Origin of the sequence: Streptomyces goshikiensis (assembly GCF_014650555.1) — a bacterium.
Lineage (GTDB): Bacteria > Actinomycetota > Actinomycetes > Streptomycetales > Streptomycetaceae > Streptomyces > Streptomyces goshikiensis.
The window spans coordinates 249,276-271,137 of sequence record NZ_BMVE01000005.1; the positions used below are offsets into that span (position 1 = coordinate 249,276).

Annotated in this window: 22 protein-coding genes; 7 read left to right on the forward strand and 15 right to left on the reverse strand. The window is 72.2% G+C overall.

The window, feature by feature from the left end; genetic code table 11:
* Positions 1-9: 9 nt before the first annotated feature.
* Positions 10-1,512: an anthranilate synthase component I gene (locus IE248_RS17395; RefSeq protein ID WP_008738606.1), complete on the reverse strand. Its 1,503-nt coding sequence runs from the start codon at positions 1,510-1,512 to the stop codon at positions 10-12.
* 15 nt (positions 1,513-1,527) lie between these two features.
* The gene (gene hisI / locus IE248_RS17400) at positions 1,528-1,893 is read right to left on the reverse strand and encodes a phosphoribosyl-AMP cyclohydrolase (RefSeq protein ID WP_008738608.1); all 366 of its coding nucleotides are present in this window, start codon (positions 1,891-1,893) and stop codon (positions 1,528-1,530) included.
* 83 nt (positions 1,894-1,976) lie between these two features.
* Between hisI and IE248_RS17405 the strand changes: the two genes are divergently transcribed.
* Positions 1,977-2,609: a TIGR03085 family metal-binding protein gene (locus IE248_RS17405; protein WP_008738610.1), complete on the forward strand. Its 633-nt coding sequence runs from the start codon at positions 1,977-1,979 to the stop codon at positions 2,607-2,609.
* A gap of 101 nt (positions 2,610-2,710) precedes the next feature.
* Here IE248_RS17405 and hisF read toward each other — a convergent pair whose 3' ends face one another.
* Genes hisF through hisD form a run of 8 tightly spaced genes read right to left on the reverse strand, consistent with a single transcriptional unit; the run spans position 2,711 to position 8,403 of the window.
* Positions 2,711-3,466, reverse strand: coding sequence for an imidazole glycerol phosphate synthase subunit HisF (hisF, locus tag IE248_RS17410; protein WP_008738612.1), 756 nt, complete (start codon positions 3,464-3,466; stop codon positions 2,711-2,713).
* Entirely contained in the window at positions 3,463-3,843 is a 381-nt protein-coding gene (locus IE248_RS17415) for a RidA family protein (RefSeq protein ID WP_008738614.1), read from the reverse strand. Before IE248_RS17415 ends, hisF begins: the two co-directional genes overlap by 4 nt.
* Positions 3,840-4,571 (reverse strand): bifunctional 1-(5-phosphoribosyl)-5-((5-phosphoribosylamino)methylideneamino)imidazole-4-carboxamide isomerase/phosphoribosylanthranilate isomerase PriA, encoded by a 732-nt coding sequence (priA, locus tag IE248_RS17420; RefSeq protein ID WP_008738616.1) that lies wholly within the window; start codon positions 4,569-4,571, stop codon positions 3,840-3,842. The genes IE248_RS17415 and priA overlap by 4 nt, the downstream gene beginning before the upstream one ends.
* Positions 4,571-5,221 carry an imidazole glycerol phosphate synthase subunit HisH gene (hisH, locus tag IE248_RS17425; RefSeq protein ID WP_008738626.1) on the reverse strand — a complete coding sequence of 217 codons (651 nt, stop codon included), beginning with the start codon at positions 5,219-5,221 and terminating at the stop codon, positions 4,571-4,573. The genes priA and hisH overlap by 1 nt, the downstream gene beginning before the upstream one ends.
* Positions 5,218-5,385: a CG2302 family histidine operon protein gene (locus tag IE248_RS17430; RefSeq protein ID WP_037791482.1), complete on the reverse strand. Its 168-nt coding sequence runs from the start codon at positions 5,383-5,385 to the stop codon at positions 5,218-5,220. Before IE248_RS17430 ends, hisH begins: the two co-directional genes overlap by 4 nt.
* Before the next feature lie 2 nt (positions 5,386-5,387).
* On the reverse strand, positions 5,388-5,981 hold the full coding sequence (hisB, locus tag IE248_RS17435; protein ID WP_008738630.1) for an imidazoleglycerol-phosphate dehydratase HisB: 594 nt from the start codon (positions 5,979-5,981) through the stop codon (positions 5,388-5,390).
* Positions 5,978-7,084: a histidinol-phosphate transaminase gene (locus tag IE248_RS17440; RefSeq protein WP_190031116.1), complete on the reverse strand. Its 1,107-nt coding sequence runs from the start codon at positions 7,082-7,084 to the stop codon at positions 5,978-5,980. Before IE248_RS17440 ends, hisB begins: the two co-directional genes overlap by 4 nt.
* Positions 7,081-8,403 carry a histidinol dehydrogenase gene (gene hisD, locus IE248_RS17445; RefSeq protein ID WP_008738634.1) on the reverse strand — a complete coding sequence of 441 codons (1,323 nt, stop codon included), beginning with the start codon at positions 8,401-8,403 and terminating at the stop codon, positions 7,081-7,083. The genes IE248_RS17440 and hisD overlap by 4 nt, the downstream gene beginning before the upstream one ends.
* A 124-nt stretch (positions 8,404-8,527) precedes the next feature.
* Between hisD and IE248_RS17450 the strand changes: the two genes are divergently transcribed.
* Genes IE248_RS17450 through ybaK form a run of 3 tightly spaced genes read left to right on the forward strand, consistent with a single transcriptional unit; the run spans position 8,528 to position 11,431 of the window.
* Positions 8,528-10,168, forward strand: coding sequence for an oxidoreductase (locus IE248_RS17450; protein ID WP_073798951.1), 1,641 nt, complete (start codon positions 8,528-8,530; stop codon positions 10,166-10,168).
* A 34-nt stretch (positions 10,169-10,202) separates the two neighbouring features.
* Complete coding sequence (locus tag IE248_RS17455; RefSeq protein ID WP_008738638.1) at positions 10,203-10,940, forward strand: LON peptidase substrate-binding domain-containing protein; 738 nt, start codon at positions 10,203-10,205, stop codon at positions 10,938-10,940.
* Positions 10,940-11,431, forward strand: coding sequence for a Cys-tRNA(Pro) deacylase (ybaK, locus tag IE248_RS17460; RefSeq protein WP_037791485.1), 492 nt, complete (start codon positions 10,940-10,942; stop codon positions 11,429-11,431). Before IE248_RS17455 ends, ybaK begins: the two co-directional genes overlap by 1 nt.
* Positions 11,432-11,703: 272 nt before the next feature.
* Here ybaK and IE248_RS17465 read toward each other — a convergent pair whose 3' ends face one another.
* Genes IE248_RS17465 through IE248_RS17480 form a run of 4 tightly spaced genes read right to left on the reverse strand, consistent with a single transcriptional unit; the run spans position 11,704 to position 15,551 of the window.
* Positions 11,704-12,375 carry a DUF2567 domain-containing protein gene (locus IE248_RS17465; RefSeq protein WP_229895367.1) on the reverse strand — a complete coding sequence of 224 codons (672 nt, stop codon included), beginning with the start codon at positions 12,373-12,375 and terminating at the stop codon, positions 11,704-11,706.
* Positions 12,376-12,424: 49 nt separating this feature from the next.
* A complete protein-coding gene (locus IE248_RS17470) occupies positions 12,425-13,201 on the reverse strand; it encodes an ABC transporter permease (RefSeq protein ID WP_037791488.1) in 777 nt (258 codons plus the stop codon).
* Complete coding sequence (locus tag IE248_RS17475) at positions 13,198-14,235, reverse strand: ABC transporter ATP-binding protein (RefSeq protein ID WP_373301535.1); 1,038 nt, start codon at positions 14,233-14,235, stop codon at positions 13,198-13,200. The genes IE248_RS17470 and IE248_RS17475 overlap by 4 nt, the downstream gene beginning before the upstream one ends.
* Before the next feature lie 11 nt (positions 14,236-14,246).
* Positions 14,247-15,551, reverse strand: coding sequence for an NYN domain-containing protein (locus IE248_RS17480; protein WP_229895368.1), 1,305 nt, complete (start codon positions 15,549-15,551; stop codon positions 14,247-14,249).
* 211 nt (positions 15,552-15,762) lie between these two features.
* On the opposite strand from IE248_RS17480, the gene IE248_RS17485 reads away from it, so the two are divergent.
* On the forward strand, positions 15,763-15,927 hold the full coding sequence (locus tag IE248_RS17485; protein ID WP_008738650.1) for a hypothetical protein: 165 nt from the start codon (positions 15,763-15,765) through the stop codon (positions 15,925-15,927).
* A 92-nt stretch (positions 15,928-16,019) separates the two neighbouring features.
* On the opposite strand, the gene dnaE is transcribed toward IE248_RS17485, so the two are convergent.
* The gene (gene dnaE, locus IE248_RS17490) at positions 16,020-19,562 is read right to left on the reverse strand and encodes a DNA polymerase III subunit alpha (RefSeq protein WP_008738652.1); all 3,543 of its coding nucleotides are present in this window, start codon (positions 19,560-19,562) and stop codon (positions 16,020-16,022) included.
* A 170-nt stretch (positions 19,563-19,732) separates the two neighbouring features.
* On the opposite strand from dnaE, the gene IE248_RS17495 reads away from it, so the two are divergent.
* Together IE248_RS17495 and IE248_RS17500 are read left to right on the forward strand one after the other, a co-directional pair.
* A complete protein-coding gene (locus tag IE248_RS17495; RefSeq protein ID WP_008738653.1) occupies positions 19,733-21,082 on the forward strand; it encodes a DUF2252 domain-containing protein in 1,350 nt (449 codons plus the stop codon).
* Positions 21,083-21,143: 61 nt separating this feature from the next.
* Positions 21,144-21,827: a hypothetical protein gene (locus IE248_RS17500; RefSeq protein WP_190031117.1), complete on the forward strand. Its 684-nt coding sequence runs from the start codon at positions 21,144-21,146 to the stop codon at positions 21,825-21,827.
* Positions 21,828-21,862: the final 35 nt, after the last annotated feature.

Genomic DNA, 21,862 nt, shown 5'->3' on the forward strand with positions numbered 1-21,862 from the left:
CCTACGCCCTCAGGCGCCGTGGAGGCGGTTCGCCGCTCCGACGGCGCGGAGCACGGCGGCCGCCTTGTTGCGGCACTCCGCGTCCTCCAGCTCGGGCACCGAATCGGCGACGACCCCGGCGCCGGCCTGTACGTACGCCGTGCCGTCGCGCAGCAGCGCGGTGCGGATCGCGATGGCCGTGTCCGAGTCCCCGGCGAAGTCCAGGTACCCGACGCAGCCCCCGTACAGGCCTCGGCGGGAGGGCTCCAGCTCCTCGATGATCTGCATGGCGCGCGGCTTGGGCGCGCCGGAGAGGGTGCCGGCCGGGAAGCAGGCGGTGAGGACGTCGAAGGCGGTCTTGCCCTCGGCGACCCGCCCGGTGACGGTGGAGACGATGTGCATGACGTGGGAGTAGCGCTCGATCGACATGAAGTCGACGACCTCCACCGAGCCCGGCTCGCAGACCCGGCCGAGGTCGTTGCGGCCCAGGTCGACGAGCATCAGGTGCTCGGCGCGCTCCTTGGGGTCGGCCATCAGCTCCTCGGCGAGCTCGTGGTCCTGCTGCGGGGTGGCGCCGCGGTGCCGGGTACCGGCGATCGGGTGGACCATGGCCCGCCCGTCCTCGACCTTGACGAGCGCCTCGGGGCTGGAGCCGACCACGTCGAAGCCGTTCTCGAAGCGGAAGAGGTACATGTACGGGGACGGGTTGGTGGCCCGCAGCACCCGGTAGACGTCCAGGGCGGAGGCGTGGCAGGGGGTCTCGAACCGCTGTGAGGGCACCACCTGGAAGGCCTCGCCGGCGCGGATGCGCTCCTTCACGTCCTCCACTGCCGCCTGGTACTCCGCGCCGCCCCACAGCGCCGAGAACTCGGGGAGCTCGGAGGCGGGCAGCGGGGTGGGCGCGTAGGGCGCGGGCCGCGCGAGGTCGGCCTCCATGGCGTCGAGGCGGGCGACCGCGTCCGCGTACGCCTCGTCCACGCCGGTGTCGAGGTCGTTGTGGTTGATCGCGTTGGCGATGAGCTGGACGGTGCCGTCCCAGTGGTCCAGGACGGCCAGGTCGGAGGTGAGGAGCATGGTCAGCTCGGGCAGCTGGAGGTCGTCCTCGGTGTGCTCGCCGATGCGCTCCAGGCGGCGCACGATGTCGTAGCCGAGGTAGCCGACCATGCCGCCGGTGAAGGGGGGCAGTGCCCCGCCGAGGACCGCGGCGAGGTCGCGGGGGGTGTGCAGGGCCTCGACGGTGGCGCGCAGGGCGTCGAGCGGGTCGCCGTCGGTGGGTACGCCGACGGGCGCGGCCCCGATCCAGTGCGCCTGCCCGTCGCGGACGGTCAGGGTCGCGTCGGAGCGCACGCCGACGAAGGAGTAGCGCGACCAGGAGCGGCCGTTCTCGGCGGATTCCAGCAGGAAGGTGCCGGGGCGTTCGGCGGCCAGCTTCCGGTAGAGCCCCACGGGGGTGTCCCCGTCGGCCAGCAGTTTGCGGCTGACGGGGATGACGCGGCGGTCGACCGCGAGCTTGCGGAACGTCTCAAGATCCATGGTGCGGGTCCCTGGCTAGTCGGCGTCGCTGAGGAGGACATCGGCGTCGAAGCAGGTGCGGGTGCCGGTGTGGCAGGCGGCTCCGACCTGGTCGACCCTGACGAGCACGGTGTCGGCGTCGCAGTCGAGGGCGACGGACTTCACGTGCTGGAAGTGGCCGGAGGTGTCCCCCTTGACCCAGTACTCCTGGCGGCTGCGCGACCAGTACGTGCAGCGGCCGGTGGTCAGTGTGCGGTGCAGGGCCTCGTCGTCCATCCAGCCGAGCATCAGCACCTCACCGGTGTCGTACTGCTGGGCGATGGCCGGGACCAGACCGTCCGCGGACCGCTTGAGGCGGGCGGCGATGGCGGGGTCGAGGGAGGACGTACTCATGAGGGACATTGTGCCGCGCCGCGGGGCGGGACATGGATCTCCGTCCGCCTGATGGGCGCCGTCCCGGCGGTCCCGGCCGTAGGCTGGCCCGCATGTCTACCCATGCGAAGCGCGAACGCCTCCTGCTGGCGGACCTGTTGGAGGCGGTGGGGCCGCAGGCGCCGACGCTGTGCGACGGCTGGCGGGCGCGGGAACTGGCGGCGCACGTGGTCGTCCGGGAGCGTCGCCCGGACGCGGCGGGCGGTCTGCTGCTGAACGTGCTGAAGGCGCGCCTGGACAAGGCGATGGAGGAGTACACGGCCAAGCCGTACGAGGAGCTGGTCCGGCTGATCAGGACCGGCCCGCCGAAGATGTCGCCGTACGCGCTGAAGCAGATCGACGAGGCGGCGAACGCGGTGGAGTTCTACGTCCACGCCGAGGACGTCCGGCGCGCCCAGCCGGACTGGTCGCCTCGGGAGCTGGACCCGGTGTTCTCGGACGCGCTGTGGTCCCGCCTGGAGAAGCTGGCCCGCCTGACGGGCCGCCGCTCCCCGGTCGGCCTGGTGCTGCGCCGCCCGAACGGCCAGACCTCGGTGGCGCACAAGGGCACCCCGGTGGTGACGGTCACGGGCGATCCGGGTGAGCTGACCCTGTTCTGCTTCGGCCGCCAGGACGCGGCGGCGGTCGAACTGGACGGCCCGCCGGAGGCGATCGCGAAGCTGACGGTGGCCGAACTCGGCATCTGACCCGGTCCCCGGCCCGGCGACCCGCGGCGCGGGCCGTCCCGGCCGCGCCCCGCCCCGGCCGGGGCGGGGAAGCAGGCCCCGGCCCGGCCGGTGGTGCGGGGTCAGCGGACCGGGTGGCCCGCCTCCCGCAGGGTGTCCTTGACCTGCCCGATGCGCAGGTCCCCGAAGTGGAACACGGACGCCGCGAGCACCGCGTCGGCGCCCGCGTCGATGGCCGGCGCGAAGTGTTCCAGCCTGCCCGCGCCGCCGGAGGCGATCACCGGGACGGTGACGTGCTTGCGGACGGCCGCGATCATCTCGGTGTCGTAGCCGTCCTTGGTGCCGTCGGCGTCCATCGAGTTCAGCAGGATCTCCCCGGCGCCCAGCTCGGCCGCCCGGTGCGCCCACTCGACCGCGTCGATGCCGGCGCTCTGCCGGCCGCCGTGCGTGGTGACCTCGAAGGAACCCGAGGCGGTGCGCCGCGCGTCCACCGACAGCACCAGCACCTGCCGGCCGAAGCGCTCGGCGATCTCCCGGATGAGGTCGGGGCGGGCGATGGCGGCGGTGTTGACGCCGACCTTGTCCGCGCCGGCCCGCAGCAGCTTGTCCACGTCGTCCGCGGTGCGGACGCCGCCGCCCACGGTCAGCGGGATGAAGACCTGCTCGGCGGTGCGCCGCACCACGTCGTAGGTGGTCTCGCGGTTCCCGGAGGACGCGGTGATGTCGAGGAAGGTCAGCTCGTCGGCGCCTTCGGCGTCGTACAGCTTGGCCATCTCCACCGGGTCACCGGCATCGCGCAGGTTCTGGAAGTTGACGCCCTTGACGACCCGGCCGTTGTCCACGTCCAGGCAGGGGATCACCCGTACGGAGAGGCTCATGCGGACGCCTCCCCGTACGCCTCGACCTCGACCTCGACGACCATGCCGGGGTCGACGAAGCCGGAGACGATGAGCATCGTCGCGGCGGGGCGGACGGAGTCGAAGAGCTCCTTGTGGGCGCGGCCCACCTCGTCCACGTCGCGGGCGTGGGTGAGGTACATGCGGGTGCGCACCACGTCCTCGGGGCCGAGGCCCGCCTGGGCGAGGGCCTTGAAGGCGACGTCGAAGGCCGCGACGGTCTGGTCGTACGGGCCGCCCGCGTCGGCCGCGGTGCAGCCGGAGACGAGGACGAGCCCGTTCGGGAGCCGCACGGCGCGGGAGTATCCGATGACGTCCTCGTAGGCGCCGCCGGAGGAGATACGACGTACCGAACTCATGCGGAGACCACCTTCAGGGCTTCTTCCAGGGTGAAGGCCTTGGCGTACAGGGCCTTGCCGACGATCGCGCCCTCGACGCCCTGCGGAACCAGCGCGGCCAGCGCCCGCAGGTCCTCCAGCGAGGAGATGCCGCCGGAGGCGACGACGGGCCGGTCGGTGGCGGCGCAGACGTTCTTCAGCAGCTCCAGGTTGGGGCCGGTCAGCGTGCCGTCCTTGCCGATGTCGGTGACGACGTAGCGGGCGCAGCCCTCGGAGTCCAGGCGGGCCAGGGTCTCGTACAGGTCCCCGCCCTCACTGGTCCAGCCGCGGCCCTTGAGGGTGGTGCCGCGTACGTCGAGACCGACGGCGATCCGGTCGCCGTGCTCGGCGATGGCCTTGGCGGCCCATTCGGGGGTCTCCAGCGCGGCGGTGCCGAGGTTGACCCGGGTGCAGCCGGTCGCGAGGGCCGCGGCGAGCGAGGCGTCGTCGCGGATGCCGCCGGACAGCTCGACCTTGATGTCCATGGCGCCGGTGATCTCGGCGACCAGGGCCCGGTTGTCACCGGTGCCGAAGGCGGCGTCGAGGTCGACCAGGTGCAGCCACTCGGCGCCGGAGGCCTGCCAGGCGAGGGCGGCCTCCAGCGGGGAGCCGTAGGAGGTCTCGCTCCCGGACACGCCGTGCACGAGGCGGACGGCCTGCCCGTCGCGGACGTCGACCGCGGGGAGGAGTTCCAGCTTGTTGACGGGCATCAGAGGGTCTCGATCCAGTTGGTGAGGAGCTGGGCGCCGGCGTCGCCGGACTTCTCGGGGTGGAACTGGGTGGCCCACAGGGCCCGGTTCTCCACCGCCGCGACGAAGGGTTCGCCGTGCGTGGCCCAGGTGACCTTGGGGGCGCGGATCGCCGGGTTGGTGACCTCCAGTTCCCAGCTGCGGACCGCGTACGAGTGCACGAAGTAGAAGCGGGAGTCGGCGTCCAGGCCCTTGAAGGCCTGGCTGTCGGCCGGGGCGTCCACGGTGTTCCAGCCCATGTGGGGGACGACCGGGGCGCGCAGCGGCTCGACCGTGCCGGGCCACTCGTCGAGGCCCTCGGTCTCGACGCCGTGCTCGATGCCGCGCTCGAAGAGGATCTGCATGCCCACGCAGATGCCCATGACGGGGCGGCCGCCGGAGAGCCGGCGGCCGATGATCCAGTCGCCGCGGACCTCCTTGAGGCCCCGCATGCAGGCGTCGAAGGCGCCGACGCCGGGGACGAGGAGGCCGTCCGCGTCCATGGCCTTGTCGTAGTCGCGGGTGATCTCGACGTCCGCGCCGACGCGCGCGAGGGCGCGCTCGGCGGAGCGGACGTTTCCGAAGCCGTAGTCGAAGACGACGACCGTCTTGGTGGGGCGGGCTGAGCTCATTCCCAGATTCCTTGGATTCGCAGGACTCCGGCGGCGAGACACATCGCGGAGCCGATGGCGAGCAGGATGACGACCGATTTCGGCATCTGCTGCTTCTGGAAGGAGTAGACGCCGCCGGCCAGGAACAGGCCGACGACGATCAGGATGGTGTTGAGGCCGTTCACGACTAGAGGGCGCCCTTCGTGGAGGGCAGGATCCCGGCCGCGCGCGGGTCGAACTCGGCGGCGTAGCGCAGGGCCCGGGCGAGGGCCTTGAACTGGCACTCCACGATGTGGTGGGCGTTGCGGCCGTACGGGACGTGGATGTGCAGGGCGATCTGGGCCTGCGCCACGAAGGACTCGAAGATGTGCCGCGTCATCGTCGTGTCGTACGAGCCGATCATCGGCGCCATGTTCTCGGGCTCGGTGTGCACGAGGTACGGGCGGCCGGAGAGGTCGACGGTCACCTGGGCGAGGGACTCGTCCAGCGGGACGGTGCAGTTGCCGAAGCGGTAGATGCCCACCTTGTCGCCGAGGGCCTGCCGGAAGGCGGCGCCGAGCGCGAGGGCGGTGTCCTCGATGGTGTGGTGGGTGTCGATGTGCAGGTCGCCGTCGGTCTTGACCGTGAGGTCGAAGAGGCCGTGGCGGCCGAGCTGGTCGAGCATGTGGTCGTAGAAGCCGACGCCCGTCGAGACGTCGACCTTGCCGGTGCCGTCGAGGTTTATCTCGACGACGACGGAGGTCTCCTTCGTGGTGCGCTCGACCCGTCCGATGCGGCTCATGCCTGCTGCTCCTTCTTCAGTGCGCGAACCGCTTCAAGGAACGCGTCGTTCTCTGCCGGGGTGCCCGCGGTGACCCGCAGCCAGCCGGGTACGCCGTTGTCACGGACCAGGACGCCCTGGTCGAGGATCTTCTGCCAGGCGGTGTGCGCGTCCTCGAACTTCCCGAACTGGATGAAGTTCGCGTCGGACTCGGTGACCTCGTAGCCGATGGCCCGCAACTCGGCGACGAGGCGGTCCCGCTCGGCCTTGAGCTGCTCCACGTAGCCGAGCAGGGTGTCGGTGTGCTCCAGGGCGGCCAGCGCGGTCGCCTGGGTGACGGCCGACAGGTGGTACGGCAGGCGCACCAGCTGGACGGCGTCGACCACGGCGGGGTGCGCGGCCAGGTAGCCCAGGCGCAGTCCGGCGGCGCCGAAGGCCTTGGACATGGTCCGGGAGACCACCAGGTTCGGGCGGCCCTCGATCAGCGGAAGGAGGGAGTCCCGGTGGCTGAATTCGACGTACGCCTCGTCGATGATGACCAGGGAGGGTTTGGCCGCCTGCGCGGCCTCGTAGAGGGCGAGGACCGTCTCCGCCTCGACCGCGGTGCCCGTGGGGTTGTTGGGCGAGGTGATGAAGACGATGTCGGGCGCGTGCGCGGCGATCGCCTGCTCCGCCGCCTCCACGTCCACGCGGAAGTCCTCCCGGCGCGGGCCGGAGATCCAGCCCGTGCCGGTGCCGCGCGAGATCAGCGCGTGCATGGAGTACGAGGGCTCGAAGCCGATCGCGGTGCGGCCGGGCCCGCCGAAGGTCTGGAGCAGCTGCTGGATGATCTCGTTGGAGCCGTTGGCGGCCCAGACGTTCTCCGTCGCCACCGGGTGCTTGCCGGTCCGGGTGAGGTAGGCGGCCAGCTCGGTCCGCAGCTCGACCGCGTCCCGGTCGGGGTAGCGGTTGAGGGTGCGGGCCGCGTCGGCGACGCGCTCGGCGATGCGGCGCACCAGCTCCTCGGGGAGCTCGTACGGGTTCTCGTTGGTGTTCAGCTGGACGGGCACGTCGAGCTGCGGGGCGCCATACGGGGTCTTGCCCCGGAGTTCCTCGCGGATGGGGAGGTCGTCGATGCCGGTCATGACCGCGGGACCTTCCATCCGAAGCGCGCCTTCAGGGCGGCGCCGTGCGCGGGCAGGTCCTCGGCCTCGGCCAGGGTGACCACGTGGTGGGTGACCTCGGCGAGGGCGTCGCGCGTGTAGTCGACGATGTGGATGCCGCGCAGGAACGACTGGACGGACAGGCCGGAGGAGTGGCAGGCGCAGCCGCCGGTGGGCAGCACGTGGTTCGACCCGGCGCAGTAGTCGCCGAGCGAGACGGGGGCCCACGGGCCGACGAAGATCGCGCCGGCGTTGCGCACCCGGGCGGCCCAGGCGGCGGCGTCGGCCGTCTGGATCTCCAGGTGCTCGGCGCCGTACGCGTCGACGACCTTGAGCCCGTCCTCCAGGCTGTCGACCAGCACGATCGCGGACTGCTTGCCCGCGAGCGCCGGCTTGATCCGGTCCTCGACGTGCTTGGTGGCCGCGACCTGCGGCTCCAGCTCGCGCTCGACGGCGTCCGCGAGCTCCGCGGAGTCCGTGACGAGGACGGCGGCGGCCAGCGGGTCGTGCTCGGCCTGGCTGATCAGGTCGGCGGCGACGTGCACCGGGTCGGCCGTGGCGTCCGCGAGGACCGCGATCTCGGTCGGGCCGGCCTCGGTGTCGATGCCGATCTTCCCGGTGAAGTAGCGCTTGGCGGCGGCGACCCAGATGTTGCCGGGGCCGGTCACCATGTTGGCGGGCGCGCACTCCTCGGTGCCGTACGCGAACATCGCCACGGCCTGGGCCCCGCCCGCCGCGTACACCTCGTCGACCCCGAGCAGCGCGCAGGCGGCGAGGATCGTCGGGTGCGGCAGGCCGCCGAACTCCTTCTGCGGCGGGGACGCGAGCGCGATCGACTCGACGCCCGCCTCCTGCGCCGGGACGACGTTCATGACGACCGACGACGGGTACACGGAACGGCCGCCCGGGGCGTACAGCCCCACGCGCTCGACCGGAACCCACTTCTCGGTCACGGTGCCGCCGGGGACCACCTGGGTGGTGTGCTCGGTGCGGCGCTGCTCGCGGTGCACGATCCGGGCCCGGCGGATGGACTCCTCCAGGGCCGCGCGGACGGCCGGGTCCAGCTCTTCGAGGGCGGTCTTGAGCGCCTCGGCGGGCACCCTGACCTGCTCCAGCTCCACCCCGTCGAACTTCCGCGCGTACTCGATCAGCGCCGCGGTGCCACGATGATGGACGTCCTCGCAGATGGGCCGCACCTTCTCCAGGGCAGCTTCTACGTCGAACTCGGCACGGGGCAGCAGATCGCGCAGGGCGCCGCCCTCGGGGAGGGCGTCACCGCGCAGGTCGATACGAGAGATCACCTCCCAATTCTCTCAGACCGCCTCGCGCCACCGTCCGCCCGTATCACTGGCTGATACACGCCCCGCGTGTCACAGCCGCCCATTAGCGTTCCCTTACACGCAGGTGGAGCGGAGGGGGGCCGCGATGACCGAGGCGCGCGCGGGCGAGGAACCGGCGGACCTCACGGAGGCCGAGCGGCTGATGTGGCGCTCGTACCGGACCGGTGACGTCTGCGACCTCACCGCCCGGGAACGGGAACGGCAGCGCGGCGGCGCGGCGAACCGCGAGCGGAGCCCGGAGGCCGACGATCCGCACGGGGCGCGGGTCTGGGGGCCCGAGCGCGCCGTCCGCGCCCGCGTGGTCGCGCTGCTGCTGCTCCACGGCCCGCCGCCGGTGCCGGGCCGGGTGGCCGCGCTGAAGCTGCGCGGTGTGCGGATCAGCGGGAGGCTCGACCTGTCCGGCGGCACGGTCCTGCCGTACGTCGAGTTCCAGTCCTGCCGCTTCGACAGCGAGATCCAGCTGTCCGAGACCCGGTTCGCCACCCTGCGGATGGTGAACTGCGCGATACCCCGGCTGGACGCGGCCCGGCTGCACACCGAGGGCGACCTGCACCTGCCGCGCTGCCGGGTGGCGCGCGGGATCCGCCTCACCGACGCGCAGATCGGCACGGACCTGCTGGTCAGCCAGGCCCAGCTGCGGCAGGACGGCAAGGGCCGGGCGATCGCCGCCGACGGCCTGTCCGTCGCGCAGGACTTCCAGGGCGAGCTGCTGGAGACGTACGGGGAGATCAGCCTGCGCGGGGCGAGCGTCGGCGTGTCGATGAACCTGCGCGGGGCCCGGCTGCGCAACCCGGGCGGGCGGCGCGCGCTGAACGCCCCGCAGCTGACCGTCGGGCGGACCCTGTACCTGACCTCCATCGCGATGGACTACGTCCCCGGAGGCCCGGGCTCCTCCACTCCCCCGTACGGGATCACCCAGACCCCGGTGCCCGGGCAGCGGACCCAGCGCTTCGAGTGCCGGGGCGGGCTGCGCCTGGACGACGGCCGCTTCGGCGACGCCGTCGACTTCTACGGGGCGCGGTTCACCCTGGCGCAGGAGCAGGAGGTGTCGCTGCGCCGGATCCAGACACCGGAGCTGCGGTTCGTCGGCGAGCGGCCCGAGCGGGGGCGGGTGGTGCTGTCCGGGGCGAAGGTCGTCAAGCTCGTGGACACCTCGACCAGCTGGCCGGGCCCGGGCGGGGTCTCGATCGAGGGATTCGCCTACGAGAACCTCGCGCCCCGCGGGCACTTCCCGCTGGCGCGCCGGGTGGCGTGGGTGGAGGCGGCCACGCCCGAGTACTCGCCGGAGCCGTACGAGCGCCTCGCGGCGGTGCTGCGGGCCAGCGGCGAGGACGCCGACGCCCGCGAGGTGCTGCTCGCCAAGCAGCGCCGCCGGCGGGCGACGCTGCCCCCGGCGGCGCGGGCGTGGGGCCACCTCCAGGACTGGACGGTGGTGTACGGATACCGCCCGGGGCGGGCCGCGCTGTGGATGGCGGTGCTGTGGGCGGCGGGGTCACTGCTGTTCTCCCAGTACGACCCGCCGCCGATCAAGGCGGACGAGCACCCGCAGTGGAGCGCGGCGCTGTTCGCGCTGGACCTGCTGCTGCCGGTGATCGATCTGGGGCAGGAGGGCCAGTGGCAGCTGGAGGGCGGCTGGCAGTGGGGCGCGGCGGCCCTCGTCCTGCTGGGGTGGATCCTGGCCACGACGGTGGCGGCGGGAGCGTCACGGCTGCTGAGGCGGGGGTGACGGGGTCCGGGTCCTGGCCATTACCCTGTGCCTCGTGACCACCGTTCGCCTGCCCCTCTTCCCGCTGAACCAGGTGCTGTTCCCGGGCCTCGTGCTACCGCTGAACATCTTCGAGGAGCGTTATCGCGCCATGATGCGCGAGCTGCTGAAGGCGGGCGAGGACGAGCCGCGGCGTTTCGCGGTCGTCGCCATCCGCGACGGCCGGGAGGTCGCACCGACCGCGCCCGGCCTGCCCGACCAGACGGCGCTGCCCGAACGCGGGCCGGCGGCGGGCTTCGGCGCGGACCCGATCCAGGCCTTCCACCGGGTGGGCTGCGTCGCGGACGCGGCGGCGATCCGAGAGCGCGAGGACGGCAGCTTCGAGGTGATGTCGACGGGGACGACGCGGGTCCGCCTGCTCTCCGTGGACGCGTCGGGCCCGTTCCTGGTGGCCGAGCTGGAGGAGCTGCCCGAGGACGCGGGCGAGGGCGCGGGCGCGCTCGCCGAGGGGGTGCTGCGGGCGTTCCGCACCTACCAGAAGCGGCTGGCGGGGGCCCGTGAGCGGTCCCTGGCGGGCACCGAGCTCCCCGACGAGCCGTCGGTCGTGTCGTACCTGGTGGCGGCGGCGGCCGTGCTGGACATCCCGGCGAAGCAGCGGCTGCTCCAGGCCCCGGACACGGCGACCCGGCTGGCGGAGGAACTGAAGCTGCTGCGCGCGGAGACCGCGGTGATCCGCCACCTGCCGTCCCTGCCGGCGGTGGACCTGACGCGCACACCGACGAGCCCGAACTGATGGCGAAGAAGAAGCAGCCGGCGGGCACCCCGGCGATCGTGGCGCTGACCGCCGCCGGGGCCGAGTTCACGGTCCACGCGTACGAGCACGACCCGGCGCACCCCTCGTACGGCGAGGAGGCGGCGCAGGCGATGGGCGTCTCCCCCGACCGGGTGTTCAAGACCCTGATCGCGGAGGTGGACGGGGCGCTGGTGGTGGCGGTGGTCCCGGTGTCGGGCAGCCTCGACCTGAAGGCGCTGGCGGCCGCGGTCTCCGGGAAGCGGGCGGCGATGGCCGATCCGGCGCTGGCGGAGCGCACCACGGGCTACGTCCGTGGCGGCATCTCCCCGCTGGGGCAGCGCAAGCGGCTGCGTACGGTCCTGGACGCGTCGGCGTCCGCCCACCCGACCATCTGCGTCTCCGCTGGCCGCCGGGGCCTGGAGGTCGAACTCCCCCCGGCCACCCTGGCAGCCCTCACCTCGGCCACGACGTCCCCCATATCCCGCCCTTAGCCTGGCCGGCTCCCGAGGCGCGACTTCAGCCTCGCCGGCGCTTGAGGCGCGGCCCCGGCTGATTCAGCCTCGCCAGCGTTCAAGGCGCGGGTCCGGACGCCTCAGCCTGGCCGGCGTTTGAGGCGCGGCCCCGGCCGATTCAGCCTCGCCGGCGTTTCAGGCGCGGCCCCGGCCGTTCAGCCTCGCCGGCGTTTGAGGCGCGGGTCCGGGCAGAGCCCGGCGAACGGTGGAAGGGCGGGTAGGGGACGGCCCCGCGCAGCGGCAGCTCCGGGTCAGTCCTGCGGCGGCCTCGGCAGGAGGCCGTCCGGGGTGGTGTAGGCCCCGGCCCAGGGCTCGGCGGCCGGCGGGTCCTTCGGACCCCAGACGGCCGTGAGCCCCAGGTGCACCAGGATCGCCACCATCGGCCACCCCAGCAGCACCCCGTACGCCAGCAACTGCATCGGCGCGTCGAAGGGCACCCCCTTCCCCGCCTTCCCGGCCGCCACCACCAGGTCGGACGTCGGGCCGAGCCACAGCCCCACCCGCCACCCCACCAGCGCGGCGAACACGGAGCCCACCCCGAGCCCGATCACCAGCGGCACGCCCCCGCGGCGCCGCCACAGGAACACGGCCACCGCGCTCAGCGCGCCCAGCCCGGCCGACAGCAGCAGAAACGTACCGTCGGACCCGATCCGCCCCTCGCTCTCGGTGTTCCGCAGGAAAACGGCCTCCCCGTTGGAGACGTACTGCACCCGCGGCGCGAGCCACACCCACAGCGCCCCGAGGAGCACCCCGGCCACACCCACCAGCAGGGCCACGGCGGCCCCGTCGCGGATGTCCGCGGGAGTGATCGCGTTCTCGGCGGCGGCGGAGTCGGCGGAAGAGCCGCCCGGCTTCTCGGGCGGCAACGCCTCCGACGGCGGGTCGGACGGAGAAGGAGACGGCGGGGTCACGGCTTCGGTCACTCCCACATCGTGCCAGGTGTTCGGGGCGGCGGGTCTGCCGGCATCGGCGTCAGCCGACCGCCGCCCGCCGGTAGGCCCACGTGGCGACGGCCAGGGACAGTACGCCCACGGCCCCGCAGACCCCGAGGTCGAAGGCGACCGTCGCCCAGTCCGGATGCGGCGCGAAGGTCCGCGCGAACGCCTCCACCCCGTACGTGGAGGGCAGCAGGTCCCGCGCCCATACGATCACGCCCGGCATCCGCTCCGGCGGCAGCACGCCCAGCAGCAGCGCCGCCGACATGCCCAGCTGCCCGGCCAGCGTGGCCAGCTCCTGCCGCGGCGCCAGCAGGCCCAGCGCCGCGCCCAGCCCGGCCAGCGCGGCCCCCGCCAGCGGCACCACGGCGGCCAGGATCCACAGGCCGCCCATCGGCAGCCCGAACAGCAGGCACCCGAAGACGGCCGTCACCAGCGTCCCCGGCAGGGTGAAGGAGGCGTACGCGGCGGCCGCGCCCAGCACCACCGACGCGGGCGGCACCGGCAGGGTCGCGTAGTGGTCGAGCCCGCCGCTCGCCCGCAGCTGCCCGAAGTACTGGGCGAGCAGGTTCAGCGCGACGAACGCGACGACCAGCACCGACGATCCGGCGACGACGGCCCGCGCCTCCGAGCCCCCGTCCACGACGCCCCGCATCAGGATCATGATCCCGACGGACTGGAAGGTCGCCACGAACAGCAGCGGGATCCGCGCGACCCGCGCCCGGGACAGCTGCGCCCGGTACACGGCCGCCAGCGCGGGGAAGAAGCGCGCCCGCGGGGCGAGCTCGGCAACGGCAACGGCACCGGCGCTCACGCCTTGACCAGCCCCTTCATACGGCCGCCCAGCGCGAGGTACACGTCCTCCAGGCTGGGCGTGGCCAACGTGAAATCGTCGAGCGCGGCGAACGCCGGGCCCCCCGTGACGGCCGCCACGGCCGCCCTCGCCTCGTCCGGCGGCAGCCGCAGCACCCACCGGCGCCCCGACGCGACGGCCAGCGGGGCCAGCGCCGCGACCTCGGGCACCTCCCGGGGCGCGCCGGTCCGCCACACCAGTTCCAGCCTGACCTCGCCGGAGACCTTGGCCTTGAGTCCGGCCGGGGTGTCGCAGGCGATGACCTTGCCCTGGTCGACGACGGCGACCCGGTCGAGGACGGTCTCGGCCTCGATGACGTTGTGGGTGACCAGCAGGACCGTGGCGCCGTGCCGCTCGCGCCGCCGGTCCACCGCCGACCAGACGGCTCGCCGGGCGACGGGGTCCATGCCGGTGGTGGGTTCGTCGAGGACGAGGACGGGCCGCTCGCCCACCAGCGCGGCGGCGAAGCAGGCCAGCCGCCGCTGCCCGCCGGAAAGTTTCTTCAGGGGCCGCCCGGCGATCTCGGTCAGTCCGAGTTCCTCCAGTACGGCGTCCCGCGCGGCCCGCGCCTGCCGGGCGCCGAGCCCGCGCAGCCGTCCCGTGGTCTCGGCGGCCAGCGCCACCGTGAGCTCGTCCAGGGCGGTGGACTCCTGCCCCAGGTACGCGAGCAGCCGGGACGCCCGCTCGGGGTGGCCCACGAGGTCGTGGCCGAGCAGGGTCACGGAGCCGGTGTCGGGCCGCAGCAGCCCGGTGAGCTGGCGGACCAGGGTGGACTTGCCGGCGCCGTTGGGGCCGAGCAGGCCGAAGATCTCGCCGCGCCGGACGTCCAGGGAGATCCCGTCGGTGGCGCGGGTCTCGGGCATGGCCGGAGCCCCGCGCCTGCCCCGTACGGCGGGGTAGGTCTTGACCAGGTCACGTACCGCGCAGACCACGTCCGAGGCCGCTTCCGCGGCCGCTGCCGTGTGCTGATCCGCTGGTGCTGTGCCCGTACTCACGAGGGAGCAGCCTACGCGTCTTCCACCCTCACCCGGCCGCCGGGGTCTCCCGGCGCTCCGGGTACGGGGGCCGGTGTACCGCCCACGTGCTCGGCCGCGGCGCGGACGTCGATCTCCCGCCAGAACCCGGCGCGGATGGCGTAGCGATCGTGTTCGTCGATCTGGTCGTCCTTGTGCGCGAGCAGCCCGAAGCGGGCGGCGTAGCGCAGCAGCTCCCCGTCGATGCGGTGCGGGATCCGCGGGTACATCGTGGCCAGTTTCTGCAGGTGGACGGTCTCCGGGAGGCGTTCCATCCAGCGCCTGGCGAACACCTGCCCGACCTCGAACGGGTCGCCGCCGACGGTGGTGATGTCCTCCTCGCGGTCGGCCCAGCGCTGTTCGGCGCTGGTGAGCTGGGCGAGGGTGGGCAGGGAGGCGGTCTCGGCGGGTTCTCCCAGCGGCCCGGCCCGGTCGATCCAGCCCTTGTCGGAGGACCAGCGCAGGGCGCTGCTGCCGGCGGGGGCGTGCGAGGGCTGCGCGGGGGTGAGCGGCTGCCCGGGCGCGCGCAGGGTGGCGAGGTCCTTGGGAGTGGGTACGGGCTTGGCCCCCTCGTTCGCGGGCGCCGGTACGGGGGTCCCGTGCTCGGTGGTGTCCGGCGCGGCCGGGGCGGAGGAGCCGTTGCGGGCGGCCTCGGCCAGCGCGGCCTCGGGGAGCGGGGCGGAGAGGATCGCGGCGATCTCGGGGCGGGGCGCGGGGGGCGGCGGGCAGAGTCCGGAGAGGTCCTTGGCGCGGACGGCCCGGGTGATCCAGGCGCGGTCCAGGACCCGGCGTTCGTCGGCTTCGGCGACGAGGTCCTCGGACTGGTTGTAGTCCCCGTCGGCGGCCTGGACGGCCCAGAGGTGGACGGCGACCCCGTGTTCCTTCGCGGACATCAGCCCGGGGAGCAGGTCCCCGTCGCCGGTGACGAGCACGACGTCGGAGCAGGCGCGGTTGCGGGCCAGCTCGGTGAGCTCGGCGTGCATCGCGGCGTCCACGCCCTTCTGCGCCCAGCGGCCGTCGCTGCGGGTCAGGGCGCCGAGCCGGACGGTGACGCGGGGCATGACGCGCAGCCGCCGGTGTTCGGGCTGCGGCACCCGGTCGGGGGCGCCGTCGAACCAGTAGATCCGCAGCAGCGGCTGTTCGGTGTCGGCCTCGGCCCGCTCGCGCAGGCCCTGGATGAGGGCGGCATGGTCGACGGTGATGCGGGAGCGTGAGGGCTCCCCCGCGAGAAGGCTTGCGGCGGCGCCCAGCAGATAGCCGGCGTCCACCAGGACGACGCAGCGGTCCACGCGTTCCACCCTCTTCCGTGGGGGTCCTCTGGTTTTCCCCGAGTCTGCCCGACCGCAAGGGTGTTGACGGCCGGAACTCGATCATCGGCGTGGCGGATCTCACGACGGGGCCGGTAAGAGTCCCCCGGCTACGCGCAGTAATGATCCAAAATGCGCGTTTTGTGGTGCTGTGTGAGTGTGAAGGCGGTCCTGGCACCTAGACCCTCACGGAGGCTCCACCATGGCCAAGAACAAGAACCGCCAGCAGCCCGCGAAGCAGCAGCCGCGCTCCGCGCAGGAGCCGGCCAAGGGTTCGACGGAAACCGAGTCGATGTCCTCGTCGTCGTCGCCGAGTCCCATGGACATGGCACACAAGCGCAAGGAAAAGAAGTTCGGCCACAACTGACCTTCCCCGCACGAGCACGGAAGGGCGCACCCGGCTGCCGGGTGCGCCCTTCCGTGGGTGCGGCGGCCGTGCGGCGGCCGCCGTCGTGGCCGTTATCCGGCCAGGCAGGACGGTCCGAGGAGCACCTTGAGGTCACCGAACAGCGCCGGGTCGGGCTGCACCCGGTGCCGGTCGAGCCGCAGCACGGTCGTGGTCCGGGGCCCCTGGAGCTTGATCCGCACCTCGGTGTTGCCCTTGTGGTGGCGCAGGATCTCCCCCAGTCGGGTCACCATCGGCGGAGTGACCTTGACGGTCGGGATGGTGAGCACCACGGGGGCGTTCGTTCCGGCCGAGGAGAGGTCGGGGACCATCATCTCCATGGCGACCAGGCGGGGCACGTCCTCGCGCTTGTCGAGGCGGCCCTTGACGAACACGACGGTGTCCTCGACGAGCTGGGTGGAGACGAGCTGGTAGGTCGCCGGGAAGAACATGCACTCGATGGAGCCGGCCAGGTCCTCGACGGTGGCGATCGCCCAGGCGTTGCCCTGCTTGGTCATCTTGCGCTGGAGGCCCGAGATGATGCCGCCGATGGTGACGACCGCGCCGTCGGAGTGCTCGCCTCCGGTGAGCTGGGAGATACCGGCGTCCGTCTTGTCGGACAGCACGTGCTCCAGGCCGAACAGCGGGTGGTCCGAGACGTAGAGGCCGAGCATCTCGCGCTCCTGGGCGAGCAGGTAGGACTTCTCCCACTCCACGTCGGAGAACTCGACGTCGAGCCCGAAGCCCGGCTCGTCGCCGCCGGCCTCGTCGCCCATCGCGCCGAAGAGGTCGAACTGTCCCTCGGCCTCCTTGCGCTTGACCGCGACCACGTTGTCGATCATCGGTTCGTGGTGGGCGACCAGGCCCTTGCGGGTGTGGCCCATCTCGTCGAAGGCGCCGGCCTTGATCAGCGACTCGACGGTCCGCTTGTTGCAGACCACGGCCTCGACCTTGTCGAGGAAGTCGGGGAAGGTCGAGTACTTCCCCTTGGCCTTCCTCGTCTTGATGATCGAGTCGACGACGTTGTTGCCGACGTTGCGGACGGCGGTGAGGCCGAAGAGGATCACGTCGTCGCCCTGGGCGGCGAAGTTCGGCTCGGACTCGTTCACGTTCGGCGGGAGCACCTTGATGCCCATGCGGCGGCACTCGTTCAGGTAGATCGCGGACTTGTCCTTGTCGTCCTTGACCGAGGTGAGGAGTCCCGCCATGTACTCGGCCGGGAAGTTCGCCTTGAGGTAGGCGGTCCAGTAGGAGACCAGGCCGTACGCCGCCGAGTGCGCCTTGTTGAAGGCGTAGCCGGCGAAGGGCACCAGGACGTCCCACAGCGCCTTGATCGCCTGGTCGCTGAAGCCCTTCTTCTTGGCACCCCCCTCGAAGATGACGAAGTTCTTCGCCAGCTCCTCGGGCTTCTTCTTGCCCATCACGCGGCGCAGGATGTCGGCCTCGCCGAGCGAGTACCCGGCGATGATCTGGGCGGCCTTCTGCACCTGCTCCTGGTACACGATCAGGCCGTAGGTGACCGCGAGGACCTCTTCGAGGGGTCCCTCCAGTTCCGGGTGGATCGGGGTGATCTCCTGCTGCTTGTTCTTGCGCAGGGCGTAGTTCGTGTGCGAGTTCATGCCCATCGGGCCCGGCCGGTACAGGGCCGAGACGGCGGAGATGTCCTCGAAGTTGTCGGGCTTCATCAGGCGCAGCAGGGAGCGCATGGGCCCGCCGTCGAACTGGAAGACGCCGAGGGTGTCGCCGCGGCCGAGCAGTTCGAAGGTCTTGGGGTCGTCGAGCGGGAGGGCGAGGAGATCGATGTCGATCCCCTTGTTCGCCTTCACCATCTTGACGGCGTCGTCCATGATCGTGAGGTTGCGCAGGCCGAGGAAGTCCATCTTCAGCAGGCCGAGCGACTCGCAGCTCGGGTAGTCCCACTGGGTGATGGTCACCTGGTCCGTGTGCCGTACCCAGACGGGCACGTGGTCGGTGATCGTCTCGCTGGACATGATCACGCCGGCGGCGTGCACGCCCATCTGGCGGACCAGGCCCTCCACGCCGCGGGCGGTGTCGATGACCTTCTTGACGTCCGGCTCGTTCTCGTACATCCCGCGGATCTCGCCGGCCTCGCCGTAGCGGGGGTGCTGCGGGTCGAGGATGCCGGAGAGGGGGATGCCCTTGCCGAGGACGTCGGCGGGCATGGCCTTGGTGAGCCGGTCGCCCATGGCGTACGGGTAGCCCAGGACACGCGCGGAGTCCTTGATCGCGTTCTTGGCCTTGATCGTGCCGTAGGTCCCGATCATGGCGACCTTGTCCTGGCCGTACTTCTCGGTCACGTACCGGATCACCTCGACGCGCCTGCGCTCGTCGAAGTCGATGTCGACATCGGGCATGGAGACGCGCTCGGGGTTCAGGAAGCGCTCGAAGATCAGGCCGTGGGTGAGCGGGTCGAGGTCGGTGATGCCCATGGCGTACGCGACGATCGAACCGGCCGCGGAGCCTCGGCCCGGGCCCACCGCGATGCCCTGGTTCTTGGCCCACATGATGAAGTCGGCGACCACGAGGAAGTAGCCGGGGAAGCCCATCGAGATGATCGTGTCCATCTCGTACTCGGCCTGCTTCAGCCGGTCGTCCGGGATGCCTCCGGGGTAGCGGCGGTGCATGCCGCGCATGGTCTCCTCGCGGAACCAGCTGACCTCGGTGTGACCCTCCGGGATGTCGAACTTCGGCATCAGGTTCCGGAACTTGAACATGCCCTCGGTGTCGATCTGGTCCGCGACCAGCTTCGTGTTGGCGCAGCCCTCCTGCCAGGCGTCCGAGGAGTCGATGGCGTACATCTCCTCCGTGGACTTCAGGTAGTAGCCGGTGCCGTCGAAGCGGAAGCGGTCCGGGTCCGAGAGGTTCTTGCCGGTCTGGATGCAGAGCAGGGCGTCGTGGGCGGTGGCCTCGCTCGCGTACGTGTAGTGCGAGTCGTTCGTGACCAGCGGCGGGATGCCGAGCTTCTTGCCGATCTCCAGCAGCCCGTCGCGGACCCGGCGCTCGATCTCGATGCCGTGGTCCATCAGCTCCAGGAAGTACCGGTCCTTGCCGAAGATGTCCTGGTACTCGGAGGCCGACTTCAGGGCCTCGTCGAACTGGCCGAGGCGCAGCCTGGTCTGGAGCTCGCCGGAGGGGCAGCCGGTGGAGGCGATGAGCCCCTCGGACCACTGGCTGATGGTCTCCTTGTCCATGCGGGGCCACTTCGTGAGCCAGCCCTCGGCGTAGGCGTCGGAGGACAGCCGGAAGAGGTTGTGCAGGCCGGTGGAGTTCGCCGCCCAGATCGTCTTGTGGGTGTAACCGCCGGAACCGGAGACGTCGTCCCGCTTCTGGTGGGGCTGGCCCCACTGGATGCGCCGCTTGTTGCGCCGGGACTCGGGGGCGACGTACGCCTCGATGCCGATGATCGGCGTGACGCCCGACTTCTGCGCGGTGTGGAAGAAGTCGTAGGCGCCGTGCAGGTTGCCGTGGTCGGACATGGCGATGTGCGTCATGCCCATCTCGTTGCACGCGTTGAACATGTCCTTCAGCCGCGCGGCACCGTCCAGCAGCGAGTACTGGGTGTGGACGTGCAGGTGCGTGAACGGCGTCTTGGTCACGGTGGGAGTCCTCCGGCGGGGAGAGAGGGGGGGCAGCCCCGAAGTCTACGTCGGGCGAGTGACAGGAACCGGGCACCGACGGGTACGGTCATCCGTTGCAGACCCAAGGACACCTGTCCGGAATCCGGTCAGCAGAAGATCCAGACAAGCGCCACCAGGAGGCACCCGCCATGGCGGTTCCCGAGACGTCGAACGAACAGCGCGCCGAGCAGATACTCGATGTGTTCAACACCGCTTTCGGTGAGCTGTTCGCCGCCGACCCCGCTGCCTTCCAGGTCAAATTCCGCAAGATGGCGGCCTCCGCGTTCGCCTTCTACCGCGGTACGGCCTGTCTGTTCTACGCCGACCTGGAGCACGACCGGCACGGCGGCCCGTACCTGGACGAGCGGACCGGCCGGGTCTGGATCCACGGCGATCTGCACGCCGAGAACTTCGGCACCTACATGGACTCCAACGGCCGGCTGATCTTCAACGTCAACGACTTCGACGAGGCCTACGTCGGCCCCTTCACCTGGGACCTGAAGCGCTTCGCCGCCTCCGTCGCCCTGATCGGCTACACCAAGGCCCTCAGCGACGAGCAGATCAGCGAGCTCGTGCGGATCTACGCGGCCGCCTACCGGGAGCGGATCCACGCCCTGGCGACCGGCGCGGGGGACCGCTACGAGGACGCGGTGCCCTCCTTCACCCTGGACACCGCCGAGGGCCCGCTGCTGGGGGCGCTGCGCTCGGCCCGCTCCCGCACCCGCTTCGCCCTGCTCGACTCGATGACGGAGATCCGGGACTACGAGCGCCGCTTCGCCTCGGGCGGCGGCGCCATCGAGCTGGACGCGGCGACCCGGTACAAGGTGCTGGCCGCCTTCGACGGGTACCTGGAGACCCTGCCGGAGGAGTCGCTGGTCCGCCCCGACTCGTACCGGGTCAAGGACGTGGTGGGCCGCCGGGGCATCGGGATCGGCTCGGCCGGCCTGCCCTCGTACAACATCCTGCTGGAGGGGCACAGCGACGCCCTGGAGAACGACGTCGTGATCTACCTCAAGCAGGCGCAGACCCCGGCGGTGTCCCGGCACATCACCGACCGGGCGGTCCGGGAGTACTTCCAGCACGAGGGACACCGCACGGTGATCTCCCAGCGGGCCCTGCAGGCGCACGCGGACCCGTGGCTGGGCTGGACGGAGCTGGACGGCTCCGGGCAGCTGGTGGCGGAGGTCTCCCCGTACGCGGTGGACCTGGACTGGTCGGACCTGGACGACCCGGAGGAGATCGCGACCGTGGTCGCGGACCTGGGCCGGGCGACGGCGACCATGCACGGCGCGGCCGACGCGGCGGAGAGCGGGCAGACGCTGGTCCCGTTCTCCACCGAGCGGGCCATCGACGCGGCGATCGCGGCCGACGAGGCGGGCTTCGCGGAGCTCCTCGTGGACTTCGCCCACGCCTACGGGGCCCGGGCGCGCGCCGACCACCAGATCTTCGTGGACCTGTTCCGCAACGGCCGGATCATGAACGAGCGCGCCCTGGCGTGATTCCGTGGCCCTCCGGGGCCCAGGGCCGGGTTTCACAGGGAGTCGTGGCACACTCGCGGCGATGGACATATCAGCTGTAGGGCTTCGGGGGCTGCGGGCCGCGCTGTTCGGCGCGCTCGTCGTGCTGCTCTCGGCCGGCTCCCACGTGCTGATGTCCCAGGCACCGCTGCCGCCCGCCATGGTGGGCGGGGCCTTCGCCGGGGTGTTCCTGATCGCCTACGCGCTGGCCGGCCGGGAGCGGGGCTTCGGCCCGATCGCCGGGCTGCTGGTGCCGCTGGAGCTGGCGGCCGACACCGTCTTCACCGCCGGGCAGCACGTCTGCTACGGCCCGGCCGGCGGCCCGGTCTCCGGCCCGCTGCGCGCCCTGGGCCTGGCGGAGCTGTGCGGCGGGACCCCGGTGGGCGGCCCGCTGACGGCGCCGGCGGGCGGTCCCGCGGCCGCGCTGGCGGTCGCGCCCGGGCCGTGGACCCCCTGGCTGCTGCTGGGGGCGCACGTCTCGGTCGGGCTGCTCGCGGCGCTGTGGCTGCGGCACGGGGAGCGGGCGCTCGGCCGGCTGGTGCGCGCGGTGGCCGCCTTCGCGTTCCGGCCGCTGCTGCTGGTGGCGGCCTCGGTGACGGCGGTCGCGGGCCCGGCGCGGCGGATGCCGTCGCCGGTCCGCCCGGGCACGGGGGCCCGTACCCGATTCCCCGCACACTCCGTGGGACGGCGGGGACCTCCCGTACGCGCGGCGCTCGCGAGCGCCTGAGACGCGTACGTACGGCAGTCCCCCCTCTTTCACAC